Below are 22,684 nucleotides of genomic sequence, written 5' to 3'. Positions count from 1 at the left end.
TTCACTTTCTTAATTGAACTTAGTTTAGGCCGCTTGCCGATCTCCTGCAACAGGGCCGACCCGCGACAATGTCGCCGTGGTGTCACCTCCTTCCTTTTCTCCCGACGAACCGGCGCACGCCGGCCATCCCTACGAATCGCTCACGCCCGACGTGGTGCTGGACGCGCTCGCCACACTCGGCCTGCACGGCGACGGCCGGCTGATGGCGCTCAACTCCTACGAGAACCGCGTCTACCAGGTCTACCTGGAGGACCGCAGCGCCGTGGTGGTGAAGTTCTATCGCCCCGGGCGCTGGAGCGATGCGGAGATCCTCGAGGAACACGGCTTCGCGCTCGAGCTCGCCGCCGCCGAGGTGCCCGCGGTGGCGCCGCTCGTGGTCGAGGGCAACACGCTGCACCGGCATGGCGGCTTCGGCTTCAGCGTCAGCCCCTACCGCGGCGGGCGCGCACCGGAGCTGGACGACTTCGAGGTGCTCGAATGGGTCGGCCGCTTCCTCGCGCGCATCCACGCCGTCGGTGCGCAGACGCCTTTCGCGGCGCGGCCGGCGCTCGACCTGCAGAGCTTCGGCATCGCCTCGCGCGACTGGCTGCTGGGCCACGAGCGGGTGCCGCTCGATGTGCAGCGCGAATGGGAGACGGCCTGCAACGCGGCGTTGGACATGATCGCCGCGACCGCCCTCTCGCCCACCCACGCGAGCGACAGCGAGACGCCGGCGCGCAAGATCCGGCTGCACGGCGACGTGCATCCCGGCAACATCCTCTGGACGCCGACCGATCGTCCCGACGGCGGCCCGCACTTCGTCGACCTCGACGACGCGCGCACCGGCTTCGCGGTGCAGGACCTGTGGATGCTGCTGTCGGGCGATCGCGCGCAGCGCACCGCGCAGCTGAGCGGCCTGCTCGACGGCTACGAGCAGTTCCGCGACTTCGACCGCCGCGAGCTCGCGCTGATCGAGCCGCTGCGCACGCTGCGCCTGATCCACTACAGCGCCTGGCTGGCGCGGCGCTGGGAAGACCCGATCTTCCCGATCAACTTTCCCTGGTTCGGATCGAGCGACTACTGGAAAGGGCAGATCCAGATGCTGCAGGACCAGTGCGAGGCGATGGCGGAAGCGCCGCTGTACGCCTGACGGCGGTTCAGTCGCGATCGATCGCGATGCCCGCGCACAGCGCGAAGCCGAGCAGGTAGAGCAGCCAGGTCTGCGGCACCACGTAGGGATAGAGCATCAGCGCGAGGCCGAGCCACCGGGTGCGCGGCCGCCCGACGCGCTTGCCGTAGCGCCAGGCCACGATGCCCGCGATGCCGAACAGGAGGGTGCCGGCGATGTAGGCCGGGCTCGGCAGCGAGATGCCGAGGGTCTGCAGGGCTTCCAGGTTGTCCATGTCGTTCGGGTGCTTCGGCGACGGATTGTCGCTCAGGGCCGGCCGCGCACATCGCGCAGGAAGCCCTGCACCACCGCATTGACCGGACCCTCGCGCCAGACGCCGTACGTGTCCGAGCGCGCCACCTCTTCCTCGAGCGGACGGAACACCGCGCCGCGCAGCGCCGCATGGCGAAGCGCGCTGGGCACCAGTGCGACGCCCATGCCCTGCGACACCAGCGACACCACCGACAGCCAGTGGCGCACCTCATGGCGCACCTCGGGCCGGAAGCCGGCGCCGGCGCAGATGGCGAGGATGCGCTCGTGGTAGTCGGGCGAGGCGCTGCGCGAGAACAGCACGAAGGGCTCGCCCTGCAGGCTGGCCACCGCCACCGTGCGCCGCCGCGCCAGCTTGTGGCCGACCGGCAGGCAGGCCACGAAGGCCTCGGACACCAGCAGCGCATGGCACAGCTCGGCCGGCATGCGGCTGGTGTGCACGAAGCCGAGGTCCAGGCGGTCGTGCAGCAGCTCGGCGATCTGCTCGCCGGAGTTGAGTTCGGCCAGCGTGACGCGCACCGCCGGATGCCTGGCCTGGAACTTGCGCAGCGCCTGCGGCAGCCCGCGGTAGAGCATCGCGCCGACGAAGCCGATGCGCAGTCGGCCGGCCGCGCCCTGCGAGACGTCGCGCGCCTCCAGCGCGGCCTCTTCGGCTTGCTTCAGCAGCAGGCGCGCCGAACTCTGCAGCGCCTCGCCGGCGGGCGTCAGCCGCACCTCCTTGCTGTTGCGCTCGAACAGCCGCGCGCGCACCGACTCCTCGAGCTGGCGAATGGCCACGCTCAGCGGCGGCTGCGAGATCGAAAGACGGCGCGCGGCGCGGCCGAAATGCAGCTCCTCGGCCAGCACGACGAAATAGCGCAGGTGACGCAGCTCCATGCCGTTCTCCATCGATAGCCAGATCGGATCGACCCAGTGTTATTCGATATTAGACAAGAATCATCGAGCGATTGAAAAATACGGCGACAAGGAGACCAGAGACATGACCAGCACCGCTTCGCCCACGGCCGACACCGCCGTCCATCCCGTGCCCGACCGCCACGGGCAGAACCTCTACGCCACCGACGGCGAGCTGCAGCGGCTGCTGGCGCTCTACCTGCCGCCCGAGCTGCTGCGCCACATGCAGCCGCACTTCGAACGCCTGGGCGCGCTGGCCGGCGGCCCGCTCGACGAGCTCGCACACACGGCCGACTGCAACCCGCCCACGCTGTCGCTGCGCACGCGCACCGGCATCGACGACCAGCGCGTGATCAAGCACCCGGCTTACGTCGAGATGGAGCGCCTCGCACTGAGCGAATTCGGCCTGGCCGCGATGTCGCACCGCGACGAGACCCTCGGCTGGAAAGGCAAGATGCCGCCGCTGGTCAAGTACGTGCTGACCTACCTCTTCGTGCAGGCCGAGTTCGGCCTGTGCTGCCCCGTGTCGATGACCGATTCGCTGGCGCGCACGCTGAAGAAGTTCGGCAGCCCGGCGCTGGTGCAGCGCTTTCTGCCGCGCTTCCAGTCGCTGGACTTCGACGCGCTCGCGCAGGGCGCGATGTTCATGACCGAACAGGCCGCCGGCTCCGACATCGCCGCCACGCTCACGCAAGCGGCGAAGGACGCCGACGGCCAGTGGCGCCTCTCCGGCGACAAGTGGTTCTGCTCCAATCCCGACGCCGACTTCGCGATGGTGCTCGCACGCGTGGAGGGCGATCCGGCAGGCATGAAGGGCGTGTCGCTGTTCCTGCTGCCGCGCGAGCTCGACGACGGCACGCACAATCACTACCGCATCATCCGCCTCAAGGACAAGCTGGGCACACGCTCGATGGCCAGCGGCGAAATCCGGCTCGAGGGCGCCATCGCCTACCTGATCGGCGAACAGGGACGCGGCTTCGTGCAGATGGCCGACATGGTCAACAACTCCCGCCTCTCCAACGGCGTGCGCGCGGCCGGCCTGATGCGCCGCGCCTGTGCCGAGGCCGAGTACATCGCCGATGAGCGCCGTGCTTTCGGCAAGCGGCTTTCCGACATGCCGCTGATGCAGAAGCAATTGACCAAGCTGCGCCTGCCGGCCGAGCAGGCGCGCACCATGGTATTCCAGACCGCGCTCGCGCTGGCGCGTTCCGACGGCGGCGATGCGTCTGCCTATCCGCTGCTGCGCATCCTCACGCCGCTCATCAAGTTCCGCGCCTGCCGCGATGCGCGCAAGGTGACCGGCGACGCGATGGAAGTGCGCGGCGGCTGCGGCTACATCGAGGAATGGGCCGACCCGCGCCTGGTGCGCGACGCGCACCTCGGATCGATCTGGGAAGGCACCAGCAACATCGTCGCGCTGGACGTGATCCGCGCGGTGAAGCGCGAGGCCTCGCTGCCCGCGCTGCAGGCGCACTTCGGCGCGCTGCTCGACGAAGCGGCACTGGCGCCTGCCTTCGCGACCGCGCTGCGTGATGCACTCGCGCGCGCGTCGGCATTGGCCGGCACCGCGGCGCAGGAAGGCGGCGACGTGATCGCGCGCCAGGCCGCCTCGGCGCTCTACCACACCTGCAGCGCGATCGCGATGGCGTGGGAAGGCGCGCGCACCGGCTCGGCCCAGCGCATCGAATGGGCGCAAGGGGTGCTGCTGCACCGCGTGCTGCCGCGCGATCCGCTCGCGCCCGCCACTGTGCCGGCCGGCTGGAACGCGAACACCGCTTCATCGGCGCTCGCCGCGGCCTGACTTTCATTCCATCGATTCACAGGAGACAAACCCCATGCGACTGCTCGCCACCCTCGTCCTCGCCTGCGCCGCGGCCCTGCCGCTGCTGCCCGCCGCGCACGCCGACACCTTCCCCGACAAGCCCATCACGCTGGTGGTCCCGTTCCCGCCGGGCGGACCGACCGATGCGATGGCGCGCACGCTCGCCGCGGAGATGAAGAACACGCTCGGCCAACCCATGATCGTGGAGAACCGCGCCGGCGCCGGCGGCAACATCGGCGCCGAGTACGTGGCCCGCGCCACGGCCGACGGGCAGACACTGCTGTTCGGCACCTCGGGGCCGCTGGCCATCAATGCCAGTCTCTACCGCAAGATCGGCTACGACCCGGTCAAGAGCTTCGCGCCGGTGATCCAGGTCGGCCATCTGCCGAACATCCTGGTGGTGCATCCCTCGGTGCCCGCGAACAACGTGAAGGAACTGATCGCCTACGCGAAGGCGCATCCGGGCAAGCTGAGCTATGCCTCGTCCGGCAACGGCGCCTCGTCGCATCTGGCGGGCGTGCTGTTCAACGCGATGGCCGGCACCGACCTGCAGCACGTGCCCTACAAGGGCACCGGCCCCGCACTCAACGACCTGCTGGGCGGACAGGTCAGCATGAGCTTCACCGACGTGCTCACCGCGCTGCCCTATGTGAAGGCCGGCAAGCTGCGCGCGCTGGGCGTCGCCACCGCGGCGCGCTCGCAGGCGCTGCCCGATGTGCCGACCATCGCCGAGCAGGGGTTGCCCGGCTACGACGTGAGCGTGTTCTTCGGCATCGTGGCGCCGGCCGGCACGCCGGCAGACCGCATCGCGAAGCTCAACCAGGCCTTCGTCAAGGTGCTGGCCTCGCCCCGCGTCAAGCAGCTCTTCGCCGCGCAGGGCCTGGAGCCGGCGCCGGCCTCGACGCCCGAACAGCTGGGCCAGTTCATCCCGGTGCAGATGCACAAGTGGGCGGCCGTGGTGAAACAATCGGGCGCCCAACTCGATTGAACCGCAGGACATCGTCATGACCACCCCTCCCGGCACCGGCGCCCTCGCGGGCATCCGCGTCCTCGATCTCTCGCGCATCCTGGGCGGCCCTTACTGCGGCCAGGTGCTCGGCGATCACGGCGCCGACGTGCTCAAGATCGAGCCGCCGCAAGGCGACGACACGCGCACCTGGGGCCCGCCCTTCAGGGACGGCGTGGCCTCCTATTACCACGGGCTCAACCGCAACAAGCGCGTGCAGCACCTGGACCTCGGATCTGAAGAAGGCCGCGCCACGCTGATGGCGCTGCTGCCCGAGGCCGACGTGCTGATCGAGAACTTCAAGACCGGCACGATGGAGCGCTGGGGCATCGGCTACGAGCAGCTCTCGCAGCGCTTTCCGCGGCTGGTGTGGTGCCGCGTCTCGGGCTTCGGCGCCGACGGCCCGCTCGGCGCCTTGCCGGGCTACGACGCGGCGGTGCAGGCGATGACCGGGATCATGAGCATCAATGGCGAAGCCGACGGCGGTCCGCTGCGCGTGGGCCTGCCGGTGGTGGACATGGTGACCGGACTGAACGCCACCATCGGCGTGCTGCTGGCGCTGCAGGAGCGCACCCGCAGCGGCCGCGGGCAGTTCATCGAGGCGGCGCTCTACGACAGCGGGCTGTCGCTGCTGCACCCGCACGCCGCCAACTGGTTCATGGACGGCGCGACGCCCAAGCGCACCGGCAATGCGCATCCCAACATCTACCCCTACGATGCGCTCGCCACAGGCACCGACCCGGTCTTCGTCGCCGTCGGCAACGATCGCCAGTTCGCGAGCTTCTGCCGCTGCATCGGCGAGCCGGCGCTGGCCGAGGATCCGATGTACCGCGACGCCCGTTCGCGCTCGGTGAACCGCGAAACGCTCAAGCCGAGGCTCGAGGCCCTGCTGGCGAAGTTCGACGGCCGCGCGCTGGTCGAGACGCTGATGGCCGCCGGCGTGCCGGCTGCGCCCGTGCTGCCGGTGGACGCGGCACTCGCGCATCCGCACACCGCGCACCGCGGCATGGTGGTCGAGCTCGAGGGCGGCTACCGCGGCATCGCCTCGCCCGTCAAGCTCAGCCGCACGCCGGCCAGCTACCGGCATGCGCCGCTGACCCCCGGAAGCAAGTTCGACTGAGGCCGGCCGGCCCAGCCAGGCCCCTTCGTGAAACACCGCGGAACCGGCTCCGCCGGGCCGCTGGTGTTGCCCCCCGAAGAGGGGGAAGGCGAAGCGACACGCAGTGCGCGCAGCCTGGGGGTCAGACCAACAATGCGTTGACGCGCCGCACGTAGGCCGCCGGATCCGCCGGCAAGCCGCCCTCGGCCAGCAGCGCCTGATCGAACAGGATGTTCGCGAGGTCGTCGAAGTGCGCCGAGCTTTCGAGCTTGCGCACCAGCGGATGGTCGGCATTCACCTCCAGCACCGGCTTCAGGTCGGGTGCCGGCTGGCCGGCCTGCTTGAGCATGCGCGCGAGTTGCGTGCTCATGCCGCCGTCCTGCACCACCAGGCATGCGGGTGAGTCGACCAGGCGCGTGGTCACGCGCACGTCCTCGGCCTTGTCCTTGAGCGCTTCCTTGAGGCGTTCGAGCATCGGCTTGAAGGATTCGGCCGCTTCCTCGGCCGCCTTCTTCTCGGCCTCGTCCTGCAGCTTGCCGAGATCGACCGCGCCCTTGGCCACGCTCTGCAATGGCGTGCCGTCGAATTCGGTGAGGTAGTTGAGCGCCCACTCGTCGACCCGGTCGGTCATGAGCAGCACCTCGATGCCCTTCTTGCGGAAGATCTCGAGCTGCGGGCTGTTCTTCGCGGCCGCCGGCGTGTCGGCCGTGATGTAGTAAATCGCGTCCTGCCCTTCCTTCATGCGCGACTTGTAGTCGGCAAAGCTCACGCTGACCGTGTCGCTGGTGCTCGACGCGAAGCGCAGCAGCTTGGCGATGCGCTCGCGGTTGCCGAAGTCCTCGCCCAGGCCTTCCTTGAGGACCGCGCCGAACTCGGCGTAGAACTTGGCGTACTTGCCCGATTCGTCGCTGTACTCGGCCGCGGCCTCGGCGGCGGGCGTGGTGTCGGCGGCCTTCTTGTCGACCACGTCGGTCACGCCTTCGGTCGGCGCGGGTGCGGGCACCGATTCGCCGGAGCCGACGTCGATCTTGCCCTCGATGCTGTCACCCGTGGTCTTCTGCTTCTTCGCCAAGTCTTCGAGCGTGCCGAGCACGCGGCGGGTGGAGCCTTCGCGGATCGCCTTCACGTCGCGGCTTTCCTGCAGCAGCTCGCGGCTCACGTTGAGCGGCAGGTCGGCCGAATCGATCACGCCCTTGACGAAGCGCAGGTAGCTCGGCAACAGCGCTTCGGCATCGTCCATGATGAAGACGCGCTTGACGTAGAGCTTGACGCCCGCGCTCTTGTCGCGGTTCCACAGGTCCATCGGCGCCTTGGCCGGGATATAGAGCAATTGCGTGTACTCGGTCGAGCCTTCGACGCGGTTGTGGCTCCAGGCCAGCGGCGCTTCGAAGTCGTGGCTGATGGTCTTGTAGAACTCGGCGTACTGCTCGTCGGTGATGTCCTTCTTGGGCCGGCTCCAGAGCGCGTTGGCTTGATTGACCGGCTCCCATTCGCCGGTCTTGACCATCTCGCCGCCCTTGCTGTCTTCACCCTCTTTCCACTCTTCCTTTTCCATCAGGATGGGCAGCGAGATGTGGTCGGAGTACTTGCCGATCACGGACTTGAGCTTCCACGCGTTGAGGTACTCGTCGGCATCGTCGCGCAGGTGCAGCGTCACGCCGGTGCCGCGCTCGGCGCGCGTGATGGTGTCGACCTCGAAGTCGCCTGCGCCGCTGCTCGTCCAGCGCACGCCCTCTTCATTCGGCAGCCCCGCACGGCGCGATTCGACGGTGATCTTGTCGGCCACGATGAAGCCCGAATAGAAGCCCACGCCGAACTGGCCGATGAGCTGCGCATCGGCCTTCTGATCGCCCGAGAGCTTGCTCATGAATTCCTTGGTGCCGCTCTTGGCGATGGTGCCGAGATTGTCGATGGCTTCCTGCTCGCTCAGGCCGATGCCGGTGTCGGTGATGGTGAGGGTCTTGGCGGCCTTGTCGAAGGCCACGCGCACCTCGAGCTTCGGCTGGTCGCCATAGAGGTCGGGCTTGTCGATGGCTTCGAAGCGCAGCTTGTCGCAGGCGTCCGACGCGTTCGAGATCAGCTCGCGCAGGAAGATTTCCTTGTTGGAGTAGAGCGAATGCGTGACGAGGTGAAGCAGCTGGGCGACTTCGGCCTGGAAGGGGAGTTTGGTCTTGGAAGTGGTCATGACGAAAGCGGTCGGAATGGACATTCGCCACATGGGGCGAACCAGCGACTTTACAAGACGCAGCGGGCATCAGCCAACGAGAGAAGGCACGCAGTTCGAGCCCGCCATGACGCAAGGCGCGGCGGCGTGATGGGGGCCCAAGCAACGGCGGCTGCGAACTTTTGTCAACGAAAGTGCAGAGAGAACATTTCGCGCCTCGAGAGCGCCAACGTGCGTGTGAACTGGCCGATCTGCCGCTGCCGTGGAGCAGCCCCGGGCCCTCAGTCGATGCCCGTGTCCACCCGCCCGGACGGGATCTGCCCGTCGCGCTGCGCCTCCTCGGCCGCCGCGGTGACGCCCGCGCGGTCCAGGCCGGAGCGCTCGGTCGGCGGCGCGGTCTCCTGCGACAGCAGCGGCGCGGTCGTGGCATTGCGCGTCGCATCGAGCGCGCCCGCATGCAGGTCGGCGCGCGAGAGCTCCGAGTGAAAGCGCAGCACGTGCTGCGAGCCATCGGCTTCGTCGGCACGCGCGGCGGCCGGGCCGAGTGCGACGGCAGCGCCGAAGGTGCAGGCGAAAAGGAGCTGGAAGGATTTCGGCATGGGGATTCCTTGCGATGTCGGGGTCTCGCGCCGCCTGCCGCATGCAGAACGGCGGACCCGCCACCACTCTAGGAAGTCCGACTGAGCACAGCTTGAGCGAAAACTTCGCTCAGGATGAGCCGCCGCGCAGATGCACGCGCGCGATCAGGCCGGGGCCGTCGGTGCGGTTCGCGAGCACGATGCGCAACCCATGCCGCGCCGCCACCGCCTGCGCGATCGCCAGGCCGAGCCCGCTGCCGCCGACGGGCGCGCCCGAGACGCGGAAGAAACGATCGAACACGCGGCCGAGCAGTTCGGGCGGAATCCCCGGCCCGTTGTCCACCACGTCGACCACCGCATGCCCGCCGACCTCGTGCAGCCGCACGTCGACCACGCCGCCCTCCGGCGCATAGCGCACCGCGTTGTCGATCAGGTTGTCGAACACGCTGCGCAGCTCCGCGGCCGATGCCGACAGCACCGGCGCGATGCGGCCCTCGAAGCCGATGTCGACGCGCCGCTGGTCCGCCAGCGCCATCAGCTGGCCGACGCTGTCGCGCAGCAGCGCGGCGACATCGACCGTGCTCGGCGGCCCGATTTCCGGCGCCGCGTGCCGGGAGAGGCTCAGCAGCTGCTCGATCAGATGCTGCGCACGCGTCACGCCGCCTTCGAGCTGCGCGAAGCGCTCGGCGGCATCGCCCGGCGGCACGTGGGCGCGCAGGTTCTCGATCTGCAGCCCGATCGCGGCCATCGGCGTGCGCAGCTCGTGCGCCGCGTCCTGCATGAAGTGGCGCTGCATCGACAGCGTGTTGCGCAGCCGCGCGAGCAGGCTGTTGAAGGCAGTCACCAGCGGCGCGATCTCTTCGGGCACCCGCGCGACCGAGAGTTCGTCGATGCTGCCTTCGTCCTGCGCCGCCACGTCGCGGGCCACCGCACGCAGCGAGCGCGAGACCGCCGAGACGATGCCCCAGAGGATCAGCAGCGTCACCGGCAGCAGCAGCAACAGCGGCAGGCTCTCCAGCAGCGCGCGGCGAACGATGCGGTTGCGCCGGAAGGCGCCGTTCTGCACCACCTGCACGCGCGGCGCGTCGGCCAGCTCGCCGCGCGGGGCCGTGTAGACGCGCCATCGGTCTTCGTCGGCGGCGCCCGTGCGAACCTCGCCGAAGCCCATCGCCGGTTGCAGCGCAACGCCGAAGCCGGGCCAGGAGGCGGCCAGCAGCGTGCTGCCGTCGGCGCTCCAGATCTGCACGACGAAGGCGCCGCGCCGCAGCGCGTCCTCGCGGCTCACGGGCTCCAGCGCCGGCAGCCGGTGATGGGTCGCGTGCGACTCCGCCACCAGCCGCATCTGGTCGTCCATGAAGTTGTTGACCAGCCGGCCGTAGGCGACGTAGGAGAACCAGGCCGTGGTCGCGATCGCCACCAGGTACAGCGCGATCAGCCACACCAGCAGCTGGCCGCGCAGCGAGGCTCGCCGCAAGCCAACGACGCTCATCCCGCCGCGACCCGCCAGCCGAGCCCGCGCACGTTGCGAATGGCGTCGGCGCCGAGCTTGCGTCGCATGCCGTGGATCAGCACGTCGACGGCATTGCTGGTGACCTCCTCGCCCCAGCCGTAGATGCGGTTCTCCAGCTGCTCGCGCGACAGGATCGCGCCGGGCCGCTCGAGCAGCGCATGCAGCAGCGCGAACTCGCGCGCGGTCAGCACCTCGCGCACGCCGTTGACCAGCACGTCGCGCGTCGTCAGGTCGAGTTGCAGCGCGGCGGTACCGATGAGCGAATGCGCGGCGCCGTCGCGGCGGCGCACCACGGCGCGCATGCGCGCGAGCAGTTCGCGCAGCGCGAAAGGCTTGAGCAGGTAATCGTCGGCGCCGAGATCGAGCACGTTGATGCGGTCGTCCAGGCCGTCGCGCGCGGTCAGCACCAGCACAGGCGTCGCATCGCCGCGCTCGCGCGCGCGGCGCAGCACCTCGGTGCCGTCCTGGCGCGGCAGGCCGAGGTCGAGCAGCACGCAGGTGTAGTCGCCGTCGGCGAAGGCGCTGTGCGCCAGCGCGCCGTCGCGCACCCAGTCGACCGACCAGCCGGCGCCCTCGAGCGCCTGCATCAGGCTGCGGCCGATCATTTCGTCATCTTCCACCAGCAAGGCGCGCACACGGTCTCCTTGTGCCCCGGGCACAGTTCTCACTGAGGCTACGCCCGATTTCTTAGACGCGCATGAGCGGCAGCCCGGATGGTCAGCTTGTGCTGGGATCGGATCCGCACCATGATCAACTCTTCATACAGTTTTCAGGAGTATCCAGGATGAATCTCTCCCTCAAGGCATTGCTGGCCGCGGCCGGTCTTCTTGGCGCGCTCGCTGCCCAGGCACAAGCGCTGCCGGCCGACGCGCCGGCCGGCACCACGGTCCAGTGCAAGGACGGCAGCTACGCCGCGCCCGACAGCAAGTCGGGCGCCTGCCGCGGCCACAAGGGAATCAAGACCTGGTTCGGCAAGGCCGGCGCTGCCGCACCCGCGGCGGCCGCGGCACCGGCGGCAGCCGCGGCACCGACCGCCCCAGCCGCAACCCCGCCGGCAGCAATGAGCAAGGCCGGCGCCGCACCGGCGGCCGCCACCGCGGCGGCCAAGACGACCGCGCGCCCCGATCCCTCGACCATGGCCGCCGCACCCGGCGGCGGCGCGGGCAAGGTCTGGGTCAATGAGTCGAGCAAGGTCTACCACTGCATGGGCGACCGCTATTACGGCAAGACCAAGAAGGGCGAGTACATGAGCGAGGCCGATGCCAAGGCCAAGGGCGCGCACGCATCGGGCGGCAAGGCTTGTGCTGCATAGGCTCGCCCCCAGGCTTGCTCACTTCGTGTAGCCGCCCACCCCCTGCCGGGGGCAACACCGGCGGACCGGCGAAGCCGGATCCGCGGTGTTTCGCGAAGGGGCCTGGCTGCGCCGGCCAGGCGGCTAGAAGCGCTCGTCCGGGCCCAGGTAGCGCCACTGGCCGACGGGCAGCCGGCCCAGCAGCACGCGACCGATGCGGATGCGCTTGAGGCCGACGACCTTGAGCCCGACCAGCTCGCACATGCGGCGGATCTGGCGCTTCTTGCCTTCGGTCAGCACGAAGCGCAGTTGCTCGGGGTTCTGCCATTCGACCTGGGCCGGCTTCAGCGGCTGGCCGTCGAGGCTCAGGCCGTGGCGCAGCCTGGCGAGCCCTTCGCGCGGGAAGGCAGCCTGTGAATTCTCGGCCACCGGTCCGTAGGCCACGCGCACCAGATACTCCTTCTCCATGCCGGAGTCCTCGCCGATGAGCTGGCGCGCGACGCGGCCATCCTGCGTGAGGACCAGCAGCCCCACCGAATCGATGTCGAGCCGGCCCGCCGGTGCGAGCCCGCGCAGCTGCGGCGGCGAGAAGCGGTTGCGGCTCGGGTCTTCGCGCCAGTGCGTGCGCGGGTTGATCAGCACCACCGCGGGCTCGTGCCCGTCCTCGGCCTGGCCGCTCACATAGCCCATCGGCTTGTGCAGCAGGATTGTGACCTGTTGCTGCTGCTGGTTCTGCGCCTGGCGGTCGACCTCGATGCGATCGGCCGGCAGCACCTTGACGCCCATTTCGGCGACCCGGCCGTTGACCTTGACCCAGCCCTGCGCAATCCACTCGTCCGCTTCGCGGCGCGAGCACAGGCCAAGCTCGGCCATGCGTTTGTTGAGACGGGAAGGTGCGGCGGCGTCGGTCATAGAGACGAATTGTCGCGGACCACGGACCAGGCCAGGAACACCGCGGAACCGGCTTTGCCGGGCCGCTGGTGTTGCCCCCTGAAAGGGGGTTGGCGAAGCGACACGAAGTGCGCGAAGACTGGGGGTTCGCTTAAGCCACCAACCGGTAGCCGACGGCGGTCTCCGTCAGCAGGTGCCGCGGCTGCGCCGGATCGGCCTCCAGCTTCTGCCGCAGGTGCCCCATGTAGATGCGCAGGTAGTGGCTCTGCTCGGCATGCGAAGGCCCCCACACCTCGCGCAGCAGCTGGCGTTGCGTGAGCACGCGCCCGGCATTGGCGATCAGCACCGACAGCAGCCGGTACTCGGTGGGCGTGAGATGCACCTCGCTGCCCGCGCGCCGCACCAGCCGTGCGCTGCGGTCGACCTCGACCTCGCCGAAGCGGAACACCGGCTCGGGCTCATCGCCGCCACCGGACGCGCGCGGCCGGCGCAGGTTGGCGCGCACGCGCGCCAGCAGTTCGCCGGTGCCGAAGGGCTTGGTCAGGTAATCGTCGGCGCCGGCATCGAGTGCGGCGATCTTGTCGGCCTCGTCGGTGCGCGCCGAGAGCACGATGATCGGCACGCCCGACCAGCCGCGCACGTCGCGGATCAATGCGACGCCGTCGCCATCCGGCAGACCGAGGTCGAGCACCAGCAGGTCGGGCTGCCGCGTGCCGGCCGCCGCCAGGCCTTCGCGCAAGGTGCCGGCCTCATGCACCAGCCAGCCCTCGGCCTCGAGCGCGCCGCGCACGAAGCGGCGGATCTGCGGTTCGTCCTCGATGACGATGGCGGTGGGAGCGGGCATGGACGTGGCGATCAGTCGCCGCTGTCGGCCACCGGTTCGGGCGGCTCGCGGCGCGGCAGCGTGACCGCGAATTCTGCACCGCCATCGACGGCGTTCGTGGCCGCGATGTCGCCGCCGTGCGCGCCGACCACCGCCTTGCAGATGGCGAGGCCCAGGCCGACGCCCGGCGTGGCCGACTCCGCCTGGCCGCGGGTGAATTTCTCGAACAGCAACTGTTCCTGGCCCTGCATCGACGGCGGCAGGCCCGGCCCGTGGTCGCGCACCGTGAGCACCAGCGTCTTCGGCGTGACGCGCGCGCCGACCACGACGGGCGGCCGGCCGTACTTGGCCGCGTTCTCCAGCAGGTTGACCAGCACGCGCTCGATCAGCACGGCGTCGAACTCGACCAGCGGCAGCTCGGCGGGCAGATCGGTCCGCACCGGCATGTCGCCGAGCGCGGGCCGTGCCGCGCGGATGGCGGCGCCGACCACCTCCTCCACCGACTGCCATTCGCGGCGCAGGTTGACCGCGCCGCCGGCGATGCCGCTTTCGAGCCGCGCCATGTCCAGCAGGTTGTTGACCAGCGCGTGCAGCTGGTGCGCCTGCGCGACGATGGCGCGCGCCACCGCGCGCGGATCGGCCGCGGCATCGGACGGCGCCTGCAGCGATTCGGCCAGCGCGATGAGCGCGGTCAACGGCGTGCGCACGTCGTGTGAGATCGCGCCCAGCAGCGCGTTGCGCAGCCGCTCCGATTCCATCTCGACCAGGGCCTGCTGCGCCACCTCGACATAGTGCACGCGCTCCAGCGCGATCGCGATCTGCCGCGCCAGCGTGTCGAGCTGCTGCACCTGCTCGGGAATCAGCAGCCAGCGCGGCCGTGCGGGCTCGAGCGCGAGCACGCCGCGCACCCGCATCGGCGCCTTGAGCGGCACGTAGTGCCAGGGCTGCGCCGCCAGCGTCGCAGTCGCGAGGCCGGCCGGCTGCCCCTGGCGAAAGGCCCAATCGGCCACCGAGGCATCGAAACCCGCGGGCGGCTCGCCGGGCATCACGAGCCGGTCGCCGGCATCCGGCACCAGCACCAGCGCCTGGCCGCCGAAATGGCTTTGGACCGCCGCCGCGCCGAGCGCGATCACCTGCGTGCTCTGGAGCGCGGCCGACAGTTCGCGCGTGAGCTCGAACAGCGATTGCGCGCGCCGCTCGCGGCTGGCCGACACGCCGGCCGCGAAGCGCAGCCCCGCGGTGAGCTGGCCGACCAGGAGGCCGACGCCGAGCATGACGACGAAGGTCAGCAGGTACTGCACGTCACTGACGCTGAAGGACAGCCGCGGCGGCACGAAGAAATAGTCGAAGGCCGCGACGTTGAGCAGCGCCGCGAAGGCCGCCGGCCCGCGCCCGAAACGCAGCGCCACGCCGACCACGCCGAGCAGGAACAGCATCACGATGTTGGTCAGCTCCAGCACGTGCGACAACGGCGTCGCCAGCAGCGTGATCGCCACGCTGATCGCCGCGGTCCACGCATAGCCGGGCCAGCGCGCCCGGGGTCGGTCGGCATCCTCGACATCGTCGAGCTCGCCACTGCGCCGGCCGGCCTGTGCATGCGCGAGCCGCCGCGCGCTGTCGGCGCGCGCGACCTCGACGATGTCGATGCCCGGCGCATGGCGCGCGAGTTCGCCCGCCAGCCCTTTGGAAGGCCACCAGCGCCGCCATCCGCCCGCCGGCTCGGCGCGGCCCACGACCAGTGTCGCGCAGTTGAGCCGCTGCGCCTGGCGGGCCAGCTCCGCCGCGACATCGATGCCGGTCAGCACCGCCGTCGCCGCGCCCAGCTCCTCGGCCAGCTTGAGCAGCGCGAGGATGCGGTCGCGCTGCGCCGCGTCGAGCCGCTGCAGGCGCGGCGTCTCGACGTAGGCCGCATGCCAGCGCACGTTGAGCTGGCCGGCCAGGCGCGCCGCAGTGCGCACCGTCTGGCCGGCGCCCTCGTGCGGGCCGACGCACGCGAGGATCGCGCCCGAGGTGTTCCAGGCCGGCGGCCCGGCATCGCCGCGCGCGCCGGACTGCTCGACGCGCCAGCCGCGCACGTCGTCCTCCACGTGCTCGGCGGTGCGGCGCAGCGCGATCTCGCGCAGCGCGATCAGGTTGCCCTTGCGGAAGAAGTTCTGCGCCGCGCGCTCGGCCTGCTGCGGCAGGTAGACCTTGCCGGCCGCCAGCCGCGCAGTGAGTTCGTCGGGCGTGACATCGACCAGCACCACCTCGTCGGCCTCGTCGAGCACGCTGTCGGGCACGGTCTCGTGCACGCGCACGCCGGTGATCGCGCCGACCGTGCCGTTGAGGCTTTCCAGATGCTGCACATTGATGGCCGACCAGACATCGATGCCCGCGGCCAGCAGCTCCTGCACGTCCTGCCAGCGCTTCGCATGGCGCGAGCCGGGCGCGTTGGTGTGCGCGAGCTCGTCGACCAGCAGCACCGCGGGATGGCGCGCGAGCGCGGCATCGAGGTCGAACTCGGCCAGCGTGCGGCCGCGGTACGCGATCTCGCGAAGGGGCAGCGTGCCGAGCCCGGCCAGCAGCGCCGCGGTCTCGCTGCGGCCATGCGTCTCGACCACGCCGACAGCCAAGTCGCGGCCCGCCGCGCGCTCGCGCTGCGCCGCGCTCAGCATGGCCCAGGTCTTGCCGACGCCGGCGCTGGCGCCGAAGTAGATGCGCAGCTTGCCGCGCCGCGTGCGCTCGTCCTCGGCGCGCAGCTGCGCCAGCAGCGCGTCGGGATCGGGGCGAACGGCGTCTTGCATGGACAGGACAGGTTAGCGCACTGCCGGGTCCTTGCGCCGGCCATGGCGGCGCTCGTCGGGCGTCAAGCGGGCAAGCCTGGGGTGTTTCATCTGGCTGCCTGGTCGAGCGCCAGGTTGAGCGCGAGCACGTTCACGCGCCGCTCGCCGAGCAGGCCGAGGAATGCACCCTCGGTGTGGTCGTCGATCAGCTGCTCGACGCGATCGGGCGGCAGCTTGCGCAGCCGCGCCACGCGCGCCGCCTGGTAGCGCGCGGCGGCCGGGCTGATGTGCGGATCGAGCCCGCTGGCCGAGGCCGTGACGAGGTCCGCCGGCACCGGCGCGGTGTTGCCCGGATCGGCGGCGCGCAAGGCCTCGATGCGGCCCTTGACCGCGTCGACCAGCGCGGGGTTCGACGGCCCCAGGTTGGAGCCGCCCGACGCGGCCGCGTTGTAGGGCATCGGCGCGGTGGCCGATGGACGGCCCCAGAAATGCCCGGGGTCGCTGAAGTTCTGGCCGATCAGCGTCGAGCCGATCGCGTGGCCGTCGCGCACGACGAGGCTGCCCGCGGCCTGCGACGGAAAGACCGCCTGCGCGGCACCGGTGACGACCAGCGGATAGACCAGCCCGGTGAGTGCGCTCAGCAGCGCGAAGAGCACGAGCGCGGGACGAAAGATGCTTGTCATGATGAAGATCCTCAGACGAGACCGACCGCCACCAGCAGCCAGTCGATGAGCTTGATGCCGATGAAAGGGACAACCAGGCCGCCAAGGCCGTAGATCGCCAGATTGCGCCGCAGCAGCACCGCCGCGCCGACCGGCCGGTAGCGCACGCCCTTCAACGCCAGCGGGATCAGGAACACGATCACCAGCGCGTTGAAGATCACCGCCGACAGGATCGCCGACGACGGGCTCGCGAGCCGCATCACGTTGAGCGCGCCGAGCTGCGGGTAGGTCGAGACGAAGATCGCCGGGATGATCGCGAAGTACTTGGCGACATCGTTGGCGATCGAGAAGGTGGTGAGCGAGCCGCGCGTCATCAGGAGCGCCTTGCCGGTCTCGACCACTTCGAGCAGCTTGGTCGGATTGGAGTCCAGGTCGACCATGTTGCCGGCCTCCTTCGCGGCCTGCGTGCCGCTGCCCATCGCCACCGCGACATCGGCCTGCGCGAGCGCGGGCGCGTCGTTGGTGCCGTCGCCGGTCATCGCGACCAGCCGCCCTTCGGCCTGGTACTGGCGGATCAGCGCCAGCTTGTCCTCGGGCGTCGCCTCGGCGAGGAAATCGTCGACGCCGGCCTCGGCCGCGATGGCCGCAGCGGTGAGCTTGTTGTCGCCGGTGATCATCACCGTCTTGATGCCCATGCGGCGCAGCTCGGCGAAGCGTTCCTTGATGTCGGTCTTGACGATGTCCTTGAGCTCGACGATGCCGAGCACGCGGCTGCCCTCGGCCACCGCCAGCGGCGTGCTGCCGCGGCGCGCCACCGCATCGGCCGCGCGCATCACCTCGGTCGCCATCGCGCCGCCGAGCGCCTCGACGTGGCGGCGCAGCGCGTCGACAGCGCCCTTGCGCAGGGTGACGAATTCGGCATCGAGGCTGTTCGCGGCCGGCGGCAGGTCGACGCCGCTCATGCGCGTCTGCGCGGTGAAGGGCACGAAGCGCACGCCCTCAACCGGCGCGTCGTCGGTGCCGCCGCGGCGTGCGAGCTCGACGATGCTGCGGCCTTCGGGTGTCTCGTCGGGCAGCGAGGCCAGCAGCGCGGCGCGCGCCAGGCGCTCGGCCGTGACGCCGGGCGCCGGCAGCATCGCGCTGGCCTGGCGATTGCCGTGCGTGATGGTGCCGGTCTTGTCGAGCAGCAGCACGTCGACGTCGCCTGCGGCCTCGACCGCGCGGCCGGAGGTGGCGATCACGTTGGCCTGCATCATGCGGCTCATGCCGGCCACGCCGATGGCCGACAGCAGGCCGCCGATGGTGGTCGGGATCAGGCACACCAGCAGCGCCACCAGCGCGGTCAGCGACACCACCGTGCCCGCGCCCGCCGCGCCGACGCTGAACACCGAGTACGGCAGCAGCGTCGCGGTGACGATCAGGAACACCAGCGTGAGCGCGACCAGCAGGATGGTGAGCGCGATCTCGTTCGGCGTCTTCTGGCGCTTGGCGGCCTCGACCATGCCGATCATGCGGTCCAGGAAGGATTCGCCCGGGTTGACCGTGATGCGCACCACCAGCCAGTCCGACAGCACGCGGGTGCCGCCGGTGACGGCCGAGAAGTCGCCGCCCGATTCGCGCACCACCGGTGCGGATTCGCCGGTGATCGCGCTCTCGTCGACCGAGGCGACGCCTTCGATCACCTCGCCGTCGAGCGGAATCACGTCGTGCACTTCGACCAGCACCACGTCGCCCTTGCGCAGGTTGGGCGCCTGCTCCGGCAGGAACGTGGCGCCATGGAAGGGCTCGACGAGTTTCTTGGCCCAGGTGTCCTTGCGCAGGCCGCGCAGCGAGGCGGCCTGTGCCTTGCTGCGCCCTTCGGCCAGCGCCTCGGCGAAGTTGGCGAACAGCACGGTGAACCAGAGCCAGACCGCGACCGCGAGCACGAAGGCCGGCGGCATGCCGGTGTCGCCCGGAAAGCTGCGTGCATGCACCCACAGCAGCGTGGTGAGGATGCTGCCGATGTAGACGATGAACATCACCGGGTTGCGCCATTGCACGCGCGGATCCAGCTTGGTCACCGAAGCCCACAGCGCGGGGCGCAGCAGCGCTGCATCGAACAGCGAAAGAGGAGAAGCAGTCTTGCCAGTCATGATCGATTTCACTTCCACAGCATCAGGTGCTCGACCATCGGGCCCAACGCGAGCGCCGGGACGTAGTTGAGCAGGCCCACCAGCAGCACGGTGCCGATCAGCAGCGTGACGAACAGCGGCCCGTGCGTGGGCATGGTGCCGGCCGTCACCGGCAGCCGCTTCTTGGCCGCGAGCGAGCCCGCGATGGCCAGCACCGGCACGATCACGCCGAAGCGGCCGAACCACATCACCACGGCCAGCAGCGCGTTGTAGAAGGGCGTGTTGGCCGAGAGCCCGGCGAAGGCGCTGCCGTTGTTGTTGCCGGCCGAGGTCAGCGCGTAGAGGATCTCGGAGAAGCCGTGCGCGCCGGGGTTGGCGATGCCCGCCTTGCCCGCGTCCGCGATCACGGCGGCGGCCGTGCCGGCGAGCACCAGGATCGGCGTCACCAGGATCGCGATCGAGGTCAGTTTCATCTCGTAGATCTCGATCTTCTTGCCGAGGTATTCGGGCGTGCGGCCGATCATCAGCCCGGCGATGAAGACCGCGAGCACGGCGAAGATCAGCATGCTGTAGAGCCCCGTGCCGACGCCGCCGAAGACGACCTCGCCGAGCTGCATCAGCACCATCGGCACCATGCCGCCGAGCGGCGTGAAGGAGTCGTGCATCGCATTCACCGCGCCGCAGGACGCAGCGGTGGTGATGGCCGCGAACAGCGCCGAGGCGTCGATGCCGAAGCGCACTTCCTTGCCTTCCATGTTGCCGCCGGCCTGCAGCGCGCTCGACATCTGGTCGACACCGAGCGGTGACAGGAGCGGATTGCCGGCCTGCTCCGCGGGCGTGACCACGATCACCGCGACCACGAACATCAGCGTCATGGCCGCCAGGATGGCCCGGCCCTGGCGCGGGTCTCCCACCATGCGGCCGAAGGTGAAGCACAGGGCGGCGGGGATCAGGAAGATCGCGAGCATCTGCACGAAGTTGGCGAGCGCGGTCGGGTTCTCGTAGGGATGCGCCGAGTTGGCGTTGAAGAAGCCGCCGCCGTTGGTGCCGAGCATCTTGATTGCTTCCTGCGAGGCGACCGGGCCCATGGCCAGCGTCTGCGTGGTGGCCTTCGCGTCTTCCGTCACCGGGTTGCCCTGCGCGTCCTTGAGCGGCTGGCCCGCGGCATCCAGCTTGGGGTTCTGGTAGGCCGTGGCCTCGACCGTGGTCACGGTCTTGTAGGCATCGAAGTTCTGGATCACGCCCTGGCCCGCCAGCAGCATGGCGATGACGAACGAGAGCGGCAGCAACGCCCACATGGTGATGCGCGTCAGGTCGACCCAGAAGTTGCCGACGAAACCGCGGCCGTCGGTGCGTCGCGCCGCGAAGCCGCGCGCCAGCGCGAACGCGACCGCGATGCCGGTCGCGGCGGAGAAGAAGTTCTGCACCGTGAGCCCGAGCATCTGCGTGAGATAGCTCATCGTCGATTCGCCGGCATAGCCCTGCCAGTTGGTGTTGGTCACGAAGGCGACCGCGGTGTTGAAGGACGAGTCGGGCGACACGGCCGTCATGCCGGCCGGATTGAGCGGCAGCAGCGCCTGCAGGCGCTGCAGACCGTAGACGGCGAAGGCGCCGATCGCATTGAATGCGAGCAGCGCCAGGGCATAGCTGCGCCAGTGCATGGCGTTGCCGGGCGCAACGCCCGCGAGCCGGTAGAGCGGCGCTTCGACGCGCAGCATCCAGCGCGGCAGATGGCCTTCGGAGAGCGCCGCAAGGTAGCGCCCGAGCGGCCATGCGAGCAGCAGCAGCACGACGAGGTAAAGGGCCAGCAGACCCCAGGCCGACGTGTTCACGGTCAGAATTCCTCGGCGCAGATGAGCGCGAACACGAGGTAGGCGAACAGGATCACGGCGATCAGTCCGGCGAAACCGTAGAGGACGTCGAGGCTGATCACGAGCGCGCTCCCCTCGGCGCGTCGAGCTTGTGCAGCCCGACCGCCATCCCTGCCATCACGACCCACATCGCCGCCATGGCGACGATCCAAACGATGTCCATCTCATCACTCCTGCACACGAAACAAGGACACCAGTCTCGGCAGGCGCGCGTAAAAACAGGGAACAGAGTGGAGGGGGCGCCGTAAAGAAAGCGTAAAAACGCGCGCCGTGCGTTTTGCACACAAGCGCCCGTTTTCCGGATGCCGTGCGCCGCGTTGTGAATTCGTTGCTATCCGTTCGTCTGCTGCGTGCGTACAACCGATCACACGCAACGAACGAAAGGCAAATCATGGACGCGGAAGCCATCGCACTGGTCGTGGACGAACCGATCGACGGCCATTTCTACTGGGTGCTGCAAAAGCAGGACGGCGCCAGCTGCCGGCCGATCGATGCGGCCGAAGGGCCGATGCCGACCTATGGCGCGGCGATGATGGCCGGCATCGCCGCCCTGCAGCGCCGCGCCGATGCGCGCGGACCCTGCGCGGCGGCGCGCAGCGTGCCCGTGGTGACGGCCTTCGTCAACCGGGATGCCGACTGCGGCCCGGCAACGCTGCACTGAAACGGCCGCCCCTTCACGGGGACTCGCGATTCGATACGACGCTCATCTCGAATTGCGACTTCTTCGCTTGCCCCGTTCCGGCACACTCGCCGCAACCAGAGACAAGCCCATGATCCGCAAACTGCTTTCTTCTTTCGCGCTCGCGCTCGTGTTCACCGCCGCGCAGGCGCAGCCTTTTCCCGCCAAGCCCGTGCGGCTGATCGTGCCCTTCCCGCCCGGCGGCGGCACCGACATCCTGGCGCGGCTGGTGGCCAGCAAGCTGACCGAGGTGGACAAGTGGACTGTGGTGGCCGACAACCGCGCCGGCGCGGGCGGCACCATCGGCATCGCCGAAGCCGCGCGTGCAGCGCCCACCGGCTACGACATGGTGATGGGCCAGAAGGACAACCTCGTCGTCGCGCCCTGGATCTACAAGCACCTGAGCTACGACCCGGTCAAGGACCTGACCGCGGTGGCGCATGTGGCCTACACGCCGGTGGTGATCGTGACCCGCGCCGACTCGCGCTTCAAGACGCTGGCCGACGTGGTGAACGCGGCGCGCGCGGCACCCGACCAGATCACCTTCGGCTCGCCCGGCAACGGCACCACCATCCACCTGGCCGGCGTGATCTTCAACGACGCGGCGCACATCAAGATGCGGCATGTGCCCTACAAGGGCTCCAACGCCGCGATGATGGACGTGCTGGCCGGCAACGTCGACCTGATGGTGTCGTCGATTCCGTCGGCGATGGGCCAGATCAAGTCGGGCAAGCTGCGCGCGCTGGCCGTGACCTCGGCGCGCCGCAGCAGCTCGCTGCCCGAGGTGCCGACCGTGGCCGAGTCGGGCTACAAGGGCTTCGACGTCAGCACCTGGTACGGCCTCTTCGTGCCGGCCGGCACGCCGAAGGCGATCGTGACCCAGGTCAATGCCGAAGTGAACAAGCTGCTCGCCACGCCCGAGATGAAGGCCGCGATCGTGGCCCAGGGCGCGGAGCCGCAGGCGATGACGCCGGAGCAGTTTGCAGCGCTGCTGAAGACGGACTACGAGAAGTGGCGCAGCATCGTCGAGGCTTCCGGAGCAACCATTGAATGACCCCCAGGCTTGCTCGCTTCGCGTAGCCGCCAACCCCCTTTCAGGAGGCG

The 22,684-nt window shown here is 69.7% G+C and carries 20 protein-coding genes; 7 read left to right on the top strand and 13 right to left on the bottom strand.

The genetic code is table 11. The annotated features are described in order from the left end of the window. The first annotated feature begins 76 nt into the window (after positions 1-76). Positions 77-1,129, top strand: a complete 1,053-nt coding sequence (locus tag WDLP6_RS03095; protein ID WP_443083390.1) for a serine/threonine protein kinase — start codon at positions 77-79, stop codon at positions 1,127-1,129. 7 nt (positions 1,130-1,136) lie between these two features. Here WDLP6_RS03095 and WDLP6_RS03090 read toward each other — a convergent pair whose 3' ends face one another. Together WDLP6_RS03090 and WDLP6_RS03085 are read right to left on the bottom strand one after the other, a co-directional pair. Then, on the bottom strand, positions 1,137-1,382 hold the full coding sequence (locus WDLP6_RS03090) for a hypothetical protein (RefSeq protein WP_162565734.1): 246 nt from the start codon (positions 1,380-1,382) through the stop codon (positions 1,137-1,139). A 32-nt stretch (positions 1,383-1,414) separates the two neighbouring features. Then, positions 1,415-2,293: a LysR family transcriptional regulator gene (locus tag WDLP6_RS03085; RefSeq protein WP_162565733.1), complete on the bottom strand. Its 879-nt coding sequence runs from the start codon at positions 2,291-2,293 to the stop codon at positions 1,415-1,417. Positions 2,294-2,396: 103 nt separating this feature from the next. Here WDLP6_RS03085 and WDLP6_RS03080 point away from each other — a divergent pair, with 103 nt between their 5' ends. The 3 genes from WDLP6_RS03080 to WDLP6_RS03070 are packed head-to-tail and all read left to right on the top strand — an operon-like array spanning position 2,397 to position 6,259. Beyond that, positions 2,397-4,112 (top strand): acyl-CoA dehydrogenase family protein, encoded by a 1,716-nt coding sequence (locus WDLP6_RS03080; RefSeq protein WP_162591158.1) that lies wholly within the window; start codon positions 2,397-2,399, stop codon positions 4,110-4,112. Between the two features lie 34 nt (positions 4,113-4,146). Further along, entirely contained in the window at positions 4,147-5,121 is a 975-nt protein-coding gene (locus WDLP6_RS03075) for a Bug family tripartite tricarboxylate transporter substrate binding protein (protein WP_162591157.1), read from the top strand. Positions 5,122-5,137: 16 nt separating this feature from the next. Continuing rightward, on the top strand, positions 5,138-6,259 hold the full coding sequence (locus WDLP6_RS03070) for a CaiB/BaiF CoA transferase family protein (protein WP_162591156.1): 1,122 nt from the start codon (positions 5,138-5,140) through the stop codon (positions 6,257-6,259). Positions 6,260-6,380: 121 nt separating this feature from the next. On the opposite strand, the gene htpG is transcribed toward WDLP6_RS03070, so the two are convergent. The 4 genes from htpG to WDLP6_RS03050 form a co-directional block, all read right to left on the bottom strand. Then, on the bottom strand, positions 6,381-8,423 hold the full coding sequence (htpG, locus tag WDLP6_RS03065) for a molecular chaperone HtpG (protein WP_174259842.1): 2,043 nt from the start codon (positions 8,421-8,423) through the stop codon (positions 6,381-6,383). A 260-nt stretch (positions 8,424-8,683) separates the two neighbouring features. Continuing rightward, entirely contained in the window at positions 8,684-9,001 is a 318-nt protein-coding gene (locus WDLP6_RS03060) for a hypothetical protein (protein WP_162591154.1), read from the bottom strand. A gap of 109 nt (positions 9,002-9,110) precedes the next feature. Next, on the bottom strand, positions 9,111-10,469 hold the full coding sequence (locus WDLP6_RS03055) for a sensor histidine kinase (RefSeq protein ID WP_162591153.1): 1,359 nt from the start codon (positions 10,467-10,469) through the stop codon (positions 9,111-9,113). Next, on the bottom strand, positions 10,466-11,125 hold the full coding sequence (locus WDLP6_RS03050; protein ID WP_162565721.1) for a response regulator: 660 nt from the start codon (positions 11,123-11,125) through the stop codon (positions 10,466-10,468). The genes WDLP6_RS03055 and WDLP6_RS03050 overlap by 4 nt, the downstream gene beginning before the upstream one ends. Positions 11,126-11,274: 149 nt before the next feature. Between WDLP6_RS03050 and WDLP6_RS03045 the strand changes: the two genes are divergently transcribed. Continuing rightward, on the top strand, positions 11,275-11,802 hold the full coding sequence (locus WDLP6_RS03045; protein ID WP_162591152.1) for a DUF3761 domain-containing protein: 528 nt from the start codon (positions 11,275-11,277) through the stop codon (positions 11,800-11,802). 123 nt (positions 11,803-11,925) lie between these two features. Here the strand turns inward: WDLP6_RS03045 and WDLP6_RS03040 are convergent, their stop codons facing one another. From WDLP6_RS03040 to kdpF, 7 genes are all read right to left on the bottom strand, one after another. Continuing rightward, positions 11,926-12,693 (bottom strand): pseudouridine synthase, encoded by a 768-nt coding sequence (locus tag WDLP6_RS03040; protein WP_162591151.1) that lies wholly within the window; start codon positions 12,691-12,693, stop codon positions 11,926-11,928. 130 nt (positions 12,694-12,823) lie between these two features. Further along, complete coding sequence (kdpE, locus tag WDLP6_RS03035) at positions 12,824-13,516, bottom strand: two-component system response regulator KdpE (RefSeq protein WP_162591150.1); 693 nt, start codon at positions 13,514-13,516, stop codon at positions 12,824-12,826. A gap of 11 nt (positions 13,517-13,527) precedes the next feature. Then, entirely contained in the window at positions 13,528-16,278 is a 2,751-nt protein-coding gene (locus WDLP6_RS03030) for a DUF4118 domain-containing protein (protein WP_162591149.1), read from the bottom strand. 86 nt (positions 16,279-16,364) lie between these two features. Next, a complete protein-coding gene (kdpC, locus tag WDLP6_RS03025; protein WP_162591148.1) occupies positions 16,365-16,940 on the bottom strand; it encodes a potassium-transporting ATPase subunit KdpC in 576 nt (191 codons plus the stop codon). Positions 16,941-16,951: 11 nt separating this feature from the next. Then, positions 16,952-19,051 carry a potassium-transporting ATPase subunit KdpB gene (kdpB, locus tag WDLP6_RS03020; protein ID WP_162591147.1) on the bottom strand — a complete coding sequence of 700 codons (2,100 nt, stop codon included), beginning with the start codon at positions 19,049-19,051 and terminating at the stop codon, positions 16,952-16,954. Between the two features lie 8 nt (positions 19,052-19,059). Then, positions 19,060-20,862, bottom strand: a complete 1,803-nt coding sequence (kdpA, locus tag WDLP6_RS03015) for a potassium-transporting ATPase subunit KdpA (RefSeq protein ID WP_162591146.1) — start codon at positions 20,860-20,862, stop codon at positions 19,060-19,062. A gap of 2 nt (positions 20,863-20,864) precedes the next feature. After that, positions 20,865-20,963 carry a K(+)-transporting ATPase subunit F gene (gene kdpF / locus WDLP6_RS03010; RefSeq protein WP_162565713.1) on the bottom strand — a complete coding sequence of 33 codons (99 nt, stop codon included), beginning with the start codon at positions 20,961-20,963 and terminating at the stop codon, positions 20,865-20,867. A 329-nt stretch (positions 20,964-21,292) separates the two neighbouring features. On the opposite strand from kdpF, the gene WDLP6_RS03005 reads away from it, so the two are divergent. Next, positions 21,293-21,562: a hypothetical protein gene (locus tag WDLP6_RS03005; protein WP_162591145.1), complete on the top strand. Its 270-nt coding sequence runs from the start codon at positions 21,293-21,295 to the stop codon at positions 21,560-21,562. A 109-nt stretch (positions 21,563-21,671) separates the two neighbouring features. Continuing rightward, positions 21,672-22,634 (top strand): Bug family tripartite tricarboxylate transporter substrate binding protein, encoded by a 963-nt coding sequence (locus WDLP6_RS03000; protein ID WP_162565711.1) that lies wholly within the window; start codon positions 21,672-21,674, stop codon positions 22,632-22,634. The last annotated feature ends 50 nt before the right edge of the window (positions 22,635-22,684 follow it).

The sequence above is a fragment of the Variovorax sp. PBL-E5 genome (genome assembly GCF_901827185.1).
GTDB lineage: Bacteria > Pseudomonadota > Gammaproteobacteria > Burkholderiales > Burkholderiaceae_C > Variovorax.
The sequence above is the reverse complement of the archived record's forward strand: the minus strand, read 5'-3'. Positions and strand labels throughout refer to the sequence as shown.